At 35.3% G+C, this 13159-nt stretch carries 11 protein-coding genes; 10 read left to right on the top strand and 1 reads right to left on the bottom strand.

All coding sequences use genetic code 11. The features are described from left to right. The first annotated feature begins 141 nt into the window (after positions 1-141). The 4 genes from QLS65_RS01160 to hemL all read left to right on the top strand — a co-directional run bounded on the left by QLS65_RS01160 (position 142) and on the right by hemL (position 5182). Positions 142-1977 (top strand): T9SS type A sorting domain-containing protein, encoded by a 1836-nt coding sequence (locus QLS65_RS01160; RefSeq protein WP_282714695.1) that lies wholly within the window; start codon positions 142-144, stop codon positions 1975-1977. Between the two features lie 88 nt (positions 1978-2065). Continuing rightward, complete coding sequence (locus QLS65_RS01155) at positions 2066-2962, top strand: 1-aminocyclopropane-1-carboxylate deaminase/D-cysteine desulfhydrase (protein ID WP_282714693.1); 897 nt, start codon at positions 2066-2068, stop codon at positions 2960-2962. After that, positions 2955-3863 (top strand): glucosaminidase domain-containing protein, encoded by a 909-nt coding sequence (locus tag QLS65_RS01150; RefSeq protein WP_282714692.1) that lies wholly within the window; start codon positions 2955-2957, stop codon positions 3861-3863. The genes QLS65_RS01155 and QLS65_RS01150 overlap by 8 nt, the downstream gene beginning before the upstream one ends. A 32-nt stretch (positions 3864-3895) precedes the next feature. Then, positions 3896-5182, top strand: coding sequence for a glutamate-1-semialdehyde 2,1-aminomutase (gene hemL / locus QLS65_RS01145; RefSeq protein ID WP_282714691.1), 1287 nt, complete (start codon positions 3896-3898; stop codon positions 5180-5182). A 65-nt stretch (positions 5183-5247) separates the two neighbouring features. Here hemL and QLS65_RS01140 read toward each other — a convergent pair whose 3' ends face one another. Further along, positions 5248-5709, bottom strand: coding sequence for a hypothetical protein (locus QLS65_RS01140; RefSeq protein ID WP_282710566.1), 462 nt, complete (start codon positions 5707-5709; stop codon positions 5248-5250). Positions 5710-5940: 231 nt separating this feature from the next. Here QLS65_RS01140 and QLS65_RS01135 point away from each other — a divergent pair, with 231 nt between their 5' ends. From QLS65_RS01135 to QLS65_RS01110, 6 genes are all read left to right on the top strand, one after another. Continuing rightward, positions 5941-7755 carry a hypothetical protein gene (locus tag QLS65_RS01135; RefSeq protein WP_282714689.1) on the top strand — a complete coding sequence of 605 codons (1815 nt, stop codon included), beginning with the start codon at positions 5941-5943 and terminating at the stop codon, positions 7753-7755. A 96-nt stretch (positions 7756-7851) separates the two neighbouring features. Continuing rightward, on the top strand, positions 7852-8226 hold the full coding sequence (locus QLS65_RS01130) for a hypothetical protein (RefSeq protein WP_282714687.1): 375 nt from the start codon (positions 7852-7854) through the stop codon (positions 8224-8226). A 136-nt stretch (positions 8227-8362) separates the two neighbouring features. Then, positions 8363-9145, top strand: coding sequence for an MbnP family protein (locus QLS65_RS01125; RefSeq protein WP_282714685.1), 783 nt, complete (start codon positions 8363-8365; stop codon positions 9143-9145). Positions 9146-9204: 59 nt separating this feature from the next. After that, entirely contained in the window at positions 9205-10245 is a 1041-nt protein-coding gene (locus tag QLS65_RS01120) for a cytochrome-c peroxidase (RefSeq protein ID WP_282714683.1), read from the top strand. Between the two features lie 160 nt (positions 10246-10405). Continuing rightward, a complete protein-coding gene (locus QLS65_RS01115) occupies positions 10406-11365 on the top strand; it encodes a transporter family protein (protein ID WP_282710557.1) in 960 nt (319 codons plus the stop codon). A 206-nt stretch (positions 11366-11571) separates the two neighbouring features. Further along, positions 11572-13098, top strand: a complete 1527-nt coding sequence (locus QLS65_RS01110; protein ID WP_282710555.1) for a DUF4394 domain-containing protein — start codon at positions 11572-11574, stop codon at positions 13096-13098. Positions 13099-13159 lie beyond the last annotated feature (61 nt).

Below are 13159 nucleotides of genomic sequence, written 5' to 3'. Positions count from 1 at the left end.
CTTGATTTAGGAATGTGTTTTTAGACCTTTTAAGGCTAAAGAAGATTTCATTTTTTAAAATTAAAGTGGCATTATTTCAGGTATAATGTCTTCATAAAAAATATAATTTACTTCATACAAATTAATTTAAAATGCTGGCTTATGGACTCAAAATTACTTAAACGAACACTATTGATTGTTACTGGATTATTTTTACAGAACAGTCTAAATGCCCAGATGTATGTAAGTCCTAATAGTTATGTTTTTGCAAATAACCAAGTAGTTTTTGTGAAACAGCAACTGGAGTTAAATGCTGCCAGCAGTAATTTCTATTTAAGGACAGATGCTCAGTTGGTTCAAGGTGCTACATCAGGAAGTGCTAATAAAGGACTTGGAAGCTTGTCCGTTTTTCAAGAAGGGACTACAAACAATTATCAATTCGATTATTGGTGTTCTCCAGTTGGTGGCAGTAATGCAATTGCAGGAAATTCTGCTTTTGGAATCACGCAACTAAAAAATATTGTAGATGTGACAAATAGTACCAACTCAACTCCTTTGGCAATGAATAATTACGATGGAACTGCCAGCCCATTTGCAATTGCACCCTATTGGATTTTTAAGTTAACGGCTTCATCCAATTATTCAGATTGGAATCAGGTAGGAGTAACTTCAAATATAAATGCAGGAGAAGGATTTACGATGAAAGGGAGTTCAGGGACTAATTTAACAACTGTAAATGGAGTTCAAAACAATCCTGGAGGAAAACAGCGTTACGATTTTAGAGGAAAACCAAATGATGGAACTATTTCTGTTCCAGTAGCATTTGAGCAATTTACATTGACAGGAAATCCTTATCCATCAGCGATAGATTTGTCTGCTTTTTTAATTGAACAAACAAATTGCACCGGAATTGCTTATTTCTGGGAACAGGATAAAACAGTTGATTCCCATTTTATTGCCGATTATAAAGGTGGATATGGTGCTTTTTCTCCTGGTACTATTGGTAGTAGTGGGATTTACGTGCCAGCTACTTTTTATTCCTACGATGGTTCTGGAAATGAAGGATCGGCTTCTGGAACAGGAGGAAATTATGAAAGACGTTTTTCTCCTATTGGACAAGGTTTCATGATTGACGGATTGGTTAACGGAACAGTAGAGATGAAAAATAGCTACAGGGTTTTTGTTAAAGAAGGTGCATCGAATTTTTCTGAATTTGAAAGAAGTGTAAATTCAAATAAAATAAAGACTACTTCGACTTATATGGCTGATATTTCATCAGTATCTGGGTTTGATTACAAAACCGTAAGTGTTCTACCAACACCTCAAATCCGATTTAATACTTTATTGAACAATCAAGGAGTTCGTCAAATTGTTCTGGCATTTGTACCTGGTGCTACTGATGGGGTTGATCGTGCGATGGATGCAATATCTTCCAGTGATGATAGTCCTGCAGATGTTTATTTTGTGATAGATAATGATGAATACCTTATAAACGCAGTGAATTTTGATATGGATAAAAAGATTCCAATTGGTTTTAAAAATACAAATCAAGCTAATTTTAAGATTACAGTAAAGGGAATGTTGAATTTTACTGGGACCAATGCCGTTTATTTGCATGATAAAACAACCGATTTATACCACGACATCAAAAACGATTTCTATGATTTGACATTGCCGGCAGGAGTGAACAACACACAGTTTGAAATTACTTTTAAAAACAATGTTGCTTTAGGAGTTGACGAAACAGCTCGCCAAAGTTTTGTGGTTTATCAAAATAACACAACTAAGAACTTAACCATTAGTAATCCATTATTATTGGATCTTGCTACTTGCAATTTATATGATGTAGCCGGGAAATTAATTTTTAATAAAAAGGATTTAGGATCGAATTCGTCTTATACCTTTTCTACTTCAGGACTTAGTGATGGAATTTATATCGTTAAAATTGCAACTAAAGATAAAATTGAAGTTGGTCAAAAAATAATTATCACTAGATAAGAGTCAACATAAATGAAACAAAAAATGCAATCTGTGAAGGTTGCATTTTTATTAGATATAATTTTACCTTTGTATCAAATCACTCCACTTGAATCAACAGGTAACATCTCGCTTTCTAAACTCTATTTCAATAGCCATCAAACGGGAGGATTTGATTCACCCTTTTGTTTCCGGAAATAAATTCAGAAAGCTGAAATACAATTTGCTGCAAGCGAAAACGGAGCATTTTGAAACGCTACTTACTTTTGGAGGTGCTTTTTCAAATCATATCGCAGCAGTAGCTTTTGCAGGAAAAGAAAAAGGATTTAAAACCATAGGAATTATTCGTGGGGATGAATTAGGGAGTAAAATAGCAGAGAATCCCACATTGACATTTGCTCAAAATTGCGGAATGCAATTGGAATTTATTTCAAGAGAAGAGTACCGCTTAAAAAGCGAGGCTTCATTTTCAGAGAAATTAAAACAGCAATTTGGCGATTTTTATCTAATACCTGAAGGAGGAACAAATGCTTTAGCCATCAAAGGCTGTCAAGAGATTCTAACTCCGGAAGATGCTGAATTTGATTATATTTGTTGCTCAATAGGAACAGGCGGTACCATTTCTGGAATTATTAACAGTGCTTTATCGCACCAAAAAGTTTTAGGATTTCCCGCTTTAAAAGGTGATTTTTTGAAAGAGGAAATTCGTAATTTTGTCCAAAATGAAAATTGGGACTTAATTACGGAGTATCATTTTGGGGGTTACGGGAAAGTAAATGAAGCCTTAATCGGATTCATTAATCAGTTTTACATGGAAAATCAGATTCCCTTGGACCCCATTTATACGGGAAAGATGGTTTTTGGCGTTATAGATTTAATTCAAAAAAACTATTTTCCTGCCGAATCAAAAATTTTACTAATTCATACAGGTGGAATTCAGGGAATTCAAGGAATGAATATGAAATTCAGAAACAAACAATTACCAACAATCGATATCAATGTTTAAAAAAATCCTACTGCTTCTTACCATAATTACTTTGATAGGTTGTAATGCCGCAAAACCTGTTATTGTAACAAAGAAAGCTCCCATAAAACCAAAACCAGAGGTAGTACGCACGATAAAAAAACCAGCTGTGTCAAGTCCTGCCACTACAAGACCAACAGTTGCAAAACCGGTAAAAAAAGAACAAGGTAATCGAGAAACAGAAGTAATTGTTTCAACTTCAAAAACAGTGGTTACTAATGATGTTATCGTATCGTATATCTCTAAATTTAAAGCAATTGCAATGGGAAACATGAAAAATTATGGTATTCCCGCAAGTATTATTTTGGCTCAGGGGATTTTAGAATCAGGTGCAGGAAGAGGTGATTTAGCAATAAGTGCCAATAATCATTTTGGAATAAAATGTCACGTAGGATGGACAGGAGAAAGCGTTAAGCATAACGATGATTCTGATCAGGAGTGCTTTAGGAAATATGACAATCCTTCAGAATCCTTCAAAGATCACGCGTTATTTTTGACAGGAAGAAGCAGGTATTCCAAGCTGTTTGAATTCTCAAAAGGCGATTATAAAGCTTGGGCAAAAGGGCTAAGAGCTGCAGGTTATGCCACAGATCCAAAATATCCGGATAAGTTGATTTCTTATATTGAGCGCTACAATTTGCATCAATATGACAATCAGGTTTTAGATGTAAATTATGTGTCTAATGAAAAACAAATGGTTGAAGAATTAACAATTGAATCGAGAAATACAATCAATCAAGACTTATTTTCATACGTTGTTCAAAAAGGGGATACGCTGTATTCCATTTCAAAAAAATTCGATTTAAAGGTTGATGATTTAAAACAAAAAAATAATCTTTCTGACAATACGCTTTCTATTGGACAGAGGTTAATGGTAAAATAATTGAAAAAATAACTATAATTCATAATTCATAAATGTTGTATAAAAGAAGCAGTCAGCTTTTTGCTGAAGCAGAAAAAGTAATTCCGGGAGGTGTAAATTCGCCAGTAAGAGCTTTTAAAGCAGTGGGTGGAACTCCAATTTTTGTCAAAAGTGCCAAAGGTGCTTATTTGTACGATGAAGATGGAAACCGTTTGATTGACTATATCAATTCTTGGGGACCAATGATTTTAGGACACGCTTACGAACCGGTCGTACAAGCCGTGATTGAGAAAGCTAAGTTAGGAACCTCATTTGGGATGCCAACAGAATTGGAAACTCAAATTGCAGCTTTGGCTGTTTCCATGGTTCCAAATATAGATAAAATTAGATTTGTAAATTCAGGTACCGAAGCCTGTATGAGTGCTGTAAGATTGGCTCGCGGATTTACCAAAAGAGATAAAATAATAAAATTTGCAGGTTGTTATCACGGTCATTCGGATTCGTTTTTAATCCAAGCGGGAAGTGGAGCAATTACTTTTGGTTCGCCAAACAGTCCCGGAGTTACAGCTGGAACAGCCAAAGATACTTTGCTTGCAAAATACAATGACTTAGAAAATGTAGCGACTTTAATTGAAGCGAATAAAAATGAAATTGCAGCTATAATTGTGGAGCCGGTTGCGGGGAATATGGGTTGTATTCCGCCAAGTAAAGGCTTTTTGGAAGGCTTGCGCCAATTGTGTACCGATAATGGAATTCTATTGATTTTTGATGAGGTTATGACTGGTTTCAGACTCGCTAGAGGTGGTGTTCAGGAATTATTCAATATAACAGCTGATATTGTTTGCTTCGGGAAAGTAATTGGTGGAGGATTGCCAGTTGGTGCTTTTGCTGCCCGCGAAGAAATTATGAATTATCTGGCTCCGTTAGGTCCCGTTTATCAGGCAGGAACATTGTCTGGAAATCCGTTGGCAATGGCGGCTGGATTGGCAATGTTGCAAGCTTTAGATACGGACCGTGCTATTTTTCAAAGATTAGAAGAGAAAACAGCTTATTTGGCTGCAGGAATTGATAAAGTGTTGAAAGCAAATAGCGTTACATTTACAATCAACAGTATTGGATCGATGATTTCGGTTCATTTTGATGCTGCTCCGGTTGTTGATTTTCAAACCGCTGCAAACGGCGATAACGAGACGTTCAAGAAATTCTTTCACGGATTATTGCAAGAAGGAATTTATATTGCGCCATCGGCATATGAAACGTGGTTTATTACCGATGCATTAACGTATGAGGATTTAGATTTTACCATTCGAGCCATAGACAAAGTATCGAAAACATTTTAAATGAAAAAAAGCCCCAAATTTGGGGCTTTTTTATGAAGTAAGATGAAATAGTTTAATTAAATGGATTATTTTTTTTCACCCATTTTTGCTTGTTTTCTATTCTGATGATATGCCATTCTTTTTTTCATTCCGTTGTGTCTTTTCTCTTTCATCTCATCCCATTTGTTGAATTGATCAGCTGAAAGAATTTTTTTCATTTTCTCTTTCATCACAATTTGCTCGTCTAACATTTTGCTTTTTTTAGCAAAAAGTTCGTCAGAAGTAAGTTTTTTGACTGAATCTTTAGTTGCTTTTCGTTCCGCCATTTTAGCTTCTCTTTTGGCGCTTTGTTCCGCAATGATTTTACTCATTTCTTTTTGTTGTGAAGCATTTAAATCTAATTCCAAAGTCATCTTTTTCAAGTGCAATTGGTTTCTTTGCTCAGGAGTCATTTGCTCCATTTTGGCTCTCTCTGGTATTGCTTTTTTTTCTTGTGCAAAGCTTGTCATTCCGACAACTAATAATGCAGCGATAAATAATTTTTTCATATGTATTGTTTTAATTTTTATGCATATAGGACGAGGATAGATTAGAAAAGTTTAATCGTTAACAAAAGTTTATCGTTTGATTTTAATCGTAAGTGAATATTTATAATTGCTATGGTTTGTGTAAAAGACATCAAAAAAGTATATTTTGTGAATGCTAAAGCATGATATTTATCAGCTTTTATACCGTTTTCTTTCTTGACTTTTGTGGTTTATTTATTAAATCATTTTAGCATGACAAAAAATAATCCACTTCATACTTTTCATATCCCGGTTATGGGACTTGCTTATACAATTGATAGTCCGATACGAGTGGCAAAGTATGGAATATCGTCTGTAATTTCTATTATGGATGATGAGCTTATCGAAAAAATGAATGCTTTTTACAGCAAGAAATTCGATATGCCTTATCAGGAAATTACCCAAAAAATACATGATTATCGCGCAGAACGCATTACTTCTTATTTGAATTTGGTGGATAAAATCGTCAAGGAAAAATTTGAAAATTTCAAAGCGGAATTATCCGAAAGTAAATTAGCTTTGGAAAATTACATCGCCATGCTGCCCAACAAATCCGAGATTAAAACAGGGTTGCAAAACGTCATGGAAGACGGTTTTGCTTTCAAAGAAAACATCAAAAATTATCTGGAGAAAAATCTTTATCCGGGCGACATAGATGTTAATATTATGACCAAATTGGATAAGGATAATTTCATCAAAGACGAACAATTACCCATTGCTTTCAATGATGCACATGCTGCGCTGCGAGGGTTTGTCAATAGCACATTAGAATCTTCGGTAGTTTTATCGGCTGGGATGAATCCAAGATTATACAGCTATTTCGAAAGTTTTTCGGCTTTCTTTCCAGATTCGAATAACAAACTGAAAAAGAAAATTACGCTGAAAGTGAGCGATTTCCGTTCGGCGATGATTCAAGGTAATTTTTTAGCGAAAAAAGGACTTTGGGTTTCTGAATATCGAATCGAATCCGGATTGAATTGTGGGGGACATGCTTTTGCCACCGACGGCTTTTTATTGGGACCAATTCTAGAAGAATTTAAACAAAAAAAAGAGCAATTGATTCAATCTGCGCATGAGTTGATGGTTAAGGCATTAGGACAAAAAGAAATGCATGTTCCGGAACAGCCTTTGGAGTTAAAAATTACCGTTCAAGGCGGTGTAGGAACTGCTGAAGAACATGATTTCCTGTTGGAAACTTATAAAGTTGATTCCGTGGGTTGGGGTTCGCCGTTTTTATTAGTTCCCGAGGCGACTTCGGTAGATAAACATACCAGAGCATTATTGGCTGGAGCTAAAGAAGATGATTTGTATTTAAGTCATATTTCGCCATTGGGAATTCCTTTCAATACGTTGCGAGGGACGACGAATGAAAAATTAAAATTGAAACGAATTGAGGAAAGCAAAGCGGGAAGTTCGTGTCCAAAACGATTTTTGGCGTTGAGCAAAGAATACGATGCAAAAGGAACTTGTACCTCTTCCAAGAAATACCAAGACTTGAAACTGGAAGAATTACTGCTTCAAAAAGATATTTTAACTGCTGAAGTTTTCGAAAAAAAGAAAAACAGCATTACGGAGAAAGCTTGTCTTTGTGTGGGTTTAGCCAATGCTTCGTATCTTGAAAATGACATTAAAATTAAAGGGCAGGCGCAGGGTGTAATTATTTGTCCAGGACCCAATATGGCTTATTTTGACCAAGAAGTTTCACTTTTTAAAATGGTGCAGCATATTTATGGAAACACTTCTGTACTGACGGTTATTAATCGACCAAATCTATTTGTGAAAGAGTTAAAAATGTATTTGGATTATCTGAAAAATGAAATTGTATCCGTTTCTGAAGAAATAACTTTGGGACAAATTAAAAAATGGAATTCATTTAAAAATAATTTACTGCAGGGAATTACTTATTATGAAGATTTATTTTTAGTAACTCCTTTTTTTGAAAGTGCTAAAAAAGAGATTTTTAGTCAATTTAATTTCTATAAATTAGAATTAGGGGAGATTGAAATCCCCGAATTAAAATTGGCATAAAGCCTTTAAATATTTGTTTTTAAATAGAATGATTTTTACCTGATTATTCTATTTAAAAACATTTTTTATCACTCAATGATTGTGTAAATTTGCACCGTGAAAAAAATTATATTCATCATTGTATTGATCATGCTTGTAAAGCCCATTCTGCCGGTTTTAGAGTATGTCGTGAATTATGAATATATCTCAAAAGTGCTTTGTATCAATAAGGATAAACCTAAAATGCAATGTAACGGAAAATGTCATTTGATGAAAGAATTAGCTAAAGCTTCTGATGCTGAAAAGCCTCTTTCTTCGGATAAAAAAGGAACTTCTCTAATACTTGACGTACTCATTTTTGAGGAAATTAAATCTTTTGTAATTGTACCCGTTTGTTTTGGTACCAAAGAAAAAATAAACCCATACTATTCTAATTTATACTTTCACTTGAATAGCACTTCTGTTTTTCATCCACCCACTTTCATTTCTTAAATTTTTAGGCACGTAGTGTGCTTTTTTTTCTCCGTTTTATACAACGGACTAGATTCTGTTTGCTGTTTTTTTGGAAATAAATAATCCAAAAATGGTATGCAAATGAATACCTATATTTAAAATAAAACCTAAAGAAATGAAATTTCAATTAAAAAATATACTGGCTGTAGTGGTCATTGCAGTTACCTTATTTTCTTGCTCAAATGACGATGATAATGAAACGATTACCGGTAATGGGAATCTTAAATTAGAATTCGATAACGTATACAAATCAGCGAATTTTGCTTTTAATACAAACTATACAAATTCTAATGCTGAGGTTATAACAGTTTCTAAAGTGAAATACATTGTGAGTAATATTGTCTTGACAAAAGCAGATGGAACCACATTTACCTACCCAAAAAGCCAAAGTTATTTTATTGTAGATGAAGCAACGCCGGCAACTTTGACGTTGAATCTTTCCAATATTCCTGCTGGAAATTATACTAAAGTAAAATACGGAATTGGAGTTGATAAAACGCAGTGGGAAGCTGGAGCAACCGGTCAAGGAGATTTTTTGGTAACAGCTCAAACCGCAGAAATGATGTGGTCTTGGAGTGCGGGTTATAAGTTTGTTGCTTTCGAAGGTTCTTTTACAGCTCCTACGGTAACAACAGCCAAAGAATTTAAAGTACATACCGGACAGACGGGAACGGATTATAACCACATTGAAGTTACTTTAGATTTTCCTGAAAATGCTTTGGTGAGAACTACAATTACGCCTCAAGTTCACATTATGGCTGATTTATCTCAACTTATTGATGGGACTAATAAAATCAATTTTTCAGAATCTGCAACCGTGATGGGTGGTGCTAAATTAGCGTTAGTCACCGCTAATATTTCCTCTATGTTTACAATAGACCACGTTCATAACGACTAATTTTCAAACTGATAGCGGTTGGATATCAAAGTCTGACCGCTTTTAAAAAAATATAAAAAATGAAAGCAAAATATATCATATTGCTCATTTTTCCGTTGCTGTGGTATTGTTCTACTGATGAAGGCAATGATTATCAGGATATTCCTTTGGATTTTCAAGTTCCTGCAAATTTTCCGCCTTTGGCATATGATTTAGCGAATAATCCACCTACCGAAAAAGGGTTTGAACTCGGAAAAAAGCTTTTCTATGACGGTCGATTAGCTTCAGATGGAATAGTTTCCTGTGGGTTTTGTCACATTCAAGAAGATGCATTTACGCATCACGGCCACACTTTGAGCCACGGAGTAGATGACGCTATTGGAACGCGAAACACGCCACCAATCCAGAATTTGGCCTATCAAACCACTTTTATGTACGATGGAGCAACCACACATTTAGATTTGCAACCCATTATTCCGTTTACAAGTCCTATCGAAATGAATGGCGATTTTGCCAAAGCCATCACGATGATGAAAAGTGATTCAGAGTACCAAAAGCTATTCAAAGTGGCTTTTTTTGATGGACAAATTAATTCCGAAAACATGCTAAAAGCCTTGGGGCAATTCATGGTGATGATCACTTCCTCTAATTCTCGTTTTGACAAGTTCCGCCGCAACGAATCATTTGGGACGCTCACTCAGGACGAGCAACAGGGATACGCGCTTTTTAATCAAAAATGTGCTTCGTGTCACGCCACGGATTTATTTACCGATAATTCTTTTAGAAACAACGGTTTGCCAGTAGATCCCGCGTACAATGATGTTGGTCGTTTCCGTGTTACTGAGTTGCCTCAGGACAAGTATAAATTCAAAGTGCCAAGTATTAGAAACATAGAAAAAACCGCACCTTACATGCATGATGGACGGTTATTTACGCTGGAAGCAGTCATGGAACATTACAATTCAGGAGTTGTATATTCAGTTACTTTAGACCCCATTTTAAATAAAAACGGGTCGCTTGGAATCCCTTTAACAGCAACCGAAAAATCAAAAATAATTGCTTTTCTAAAAACGTTGACAGACACACAATACCTAACGGACAAGCGCTTTTCCGAATATTAATTTTAGAAGCTATTTCCTGCTGTACACTACAAGTCCTCGCTAAAAAAGCCGTTTTTCTAAGTCTTAAAAAGAGCTTCCCTTGGTCGCTTTTTCAGGACAATAAAAACAAGCTTTTTCCGCTCCGGGCTTTCCGTTTCTATCAGGGCTAAAAACAACAAACATGAAAAAATACACACTACTATTGCTACTGCTTTTTCAATTGGCAAACGCCACCGAAAAAGACAGTTTAAACACTATAAATCCATTTACAAAATACCATTCCTTTCTTGAAGAAGAAGATTTTTGTGATGCCTGCGGCTGCTCAGCCAGCGGCGGAAGCATGGGATTTGCCTCGATGTTAAATACTAATTTCGTCGGAATTCGGTATTTCAATCAACAATACAAATCCATGGATGGTTTGTACAGCAATTCGCCTTGGTACAAAGAAAACTTCAACACTATTCAGGTTTGGGGCCGAATTCCTGTTAGCGAAACAGTTCAGGTTTCGGCATTATTGCCATTTCATTTTCATGAAAGAGAAACCGCAACCGGTAACAAAAGCATCAATGGAATTGGTGACATCACCGTTTTGGCGATGTATCGCTTGTATCAAACCCATAAAGACAGCACTTTTTTGGTACATACGTTGCAATTGGGAGGTGGAATAAAAGCGCCAACCGGAAAGTTCAATGAAGCGAATTCCGGAAGTATAAATCCAAGTTTTCAGGTAGGAACAGGAAGTTGGGATTATCTTTTGGCAACTGAATATGTTGTAAAAAGAAAGCAGTTTGGTTTGAACTCCATGCTGAATTATGTGATAAAAACTGAAAATCAAAAGAACTACCGTTTTGGGAATCAGTTCAATTATGCAGGAACTTTTTTCTATTTATACGAGAAAAATAGTTTTTCTATTGTTCCGCAACTAGGTTTTGCAGGGGAAGTCTATGAAAGCAATTACCAGCACAATCAAAAATTAAGAAATACAAACGGAGATGTTTTTTTTGGGAAAGTTGGTTTCGAAGTAGGGAAGGAAAGACTTTCTTTTGGAGCTAATGCAATGTTGCCTATAAATCAAAACCTTACTGGTGGTAATGTTGAAGCAAATTATCGATGGAGTGTCAACTTTAACTATAGTTTGTAAAGTAAAAAAAGAATTTAAATAAATTTTTAATTATCACTATTATGTTTTAAAAATGATCGTAATATTTTTATAACGTGTGAGTTGAAGATTTTTGTGTTCGTATAATCCGTTTCGATTAAGTTAGTTTTTTTTTGATTTTTTTTCAAAATCCTAAAACCATAACGAAACACGCTTCGTATGTAATTACATAACTAAATAAACAAACAATGAAAAAACAAAAACTTAATTTAGGATTTGCTACCATTTTTGGACTAGCACTGTTATCTTTTACTGCAATTTCATGTAATGATGACGATAACAATGAAATGACGATGCCAACTGTTTTGGCACCGGATGTAAATTTTACGGCATTAGCGAGTAATAATACCATTCTTACATTCAATGCGAGAAATTTAGGAACTCCAACTTCAACTACTCCAATTGTTGGTTTGGCTGCATCAGAGACTATTGTGAGTATTGATTATAGACCTGCAACTGGACAATTGTATGCATTAGGTTCCTCTAGCCGTCTTTACTTTATCAATGAAAAAAGTGGAGTTGCAACAGCCTTAGGCGCAGGATCTTTCTCACCTGTACTTGCGGGAGGTAATGCCTCATTAGATTTTAATCCTACAGTAGATAGAATTCGTTTGGTAACAGATTCAGGTCAAAATTTAAGATTGCATCCAGAATTAGGAACAGTTGTAGTAACTGATGGTCTTATTAATGGTGGTGTAAATGCCAAAATTGGTGCTGTAGCATATACCAATAGTATGGCGGGAGCTACGGCAACTATGTTGTATGATATTGATTTTGAACAAGATAAATTATACATGCAAACGCCACCTAACGACGGAACGCTTCAACTTGTTGGTGATTTAGGAGTTAACTTTCAAGGTGTAGGAGACATGGATATTTTAGCGGATAATTCTACTGCTCTTGCTGTAACAAACAATGCTAATGTATCCACATTATATACAATTGATTTAGCGACAGGAAAAGCCGTTGATGTTGGTAAATTCACTGCTCCAGTAATAAGTTTAGCATTTAAGACTAATCCAATCGCTTATGCAACAACTACTGGAAATATGTTGGTTCGTTTTAATCCTACAAGTGGTAATAATAATTCTGTAGCATTAACTGGTTTAGCTGCAAGCGAAAGTATTGTAGGTTTAGATTTTAGACCGGCAAATGGAGCATTGTATGCAATCTCCAATCAAAGCAGATTGTTTTCTGTGAATACTGCAAGCGGAGCATTAGCATTAGTTGGATCTACATTGATACCTGGATTATCAGGTACTGCTTTTGGTTTTGATTTTAATCCTACAGTGGACAGAATAAGATTAGTAAGTAATACAGGTCAAAACCTGCGTTTACACCCAGATTTAGGAACAGTAGTAGCAGTTGACGGTAATTTAAATCCAGGAACACCATTTATAACGGGTGCTGCTTATACAAATAATATTGCTGGCGCAACTACAACAGCTTTATTTGTAATTGACTCACAAACGGATATGTTATTTCGTCAAGATCCACCTAATAATGGGACATTAGTTGCTATTGGAAATTTAGGAGTAAATGTTGATGCTGATAGCGGATTTGATATTGGAGGAAATAGTACTACTGCTTTTGCTTTATTGAAAGTAAACAGTGTTACTTCTGTATACAGTATTAACATGGTAACGGGTGCTGCAACTAAAGTTTCTGATATAAATATTCAAGCTACAGCAATGACTGTTGGTTTAGGATTTTAATCGTAAGATTTTATTTGAATTAGTAAGCTGGCTCTTTTTAGAGCCGGCTTTTTTATGTGAT

Origin of the sequence: Flavobacterium algoritolerans, assembly GCF_030010385.1 — a bacterium.
In the GTDB taxonomy this organism is placed as follows: Bacteria; Bacteroidota; Bacteroidia; order Flavobacteriales; family Flavobacteriaceae; genus Flavobacterium; species Flavobacterium algoritolerans.
Note: the sequence above shows the minus strand (reverse complement) of the source record. Positions and strands in the feature narration are given on the sequence as shown.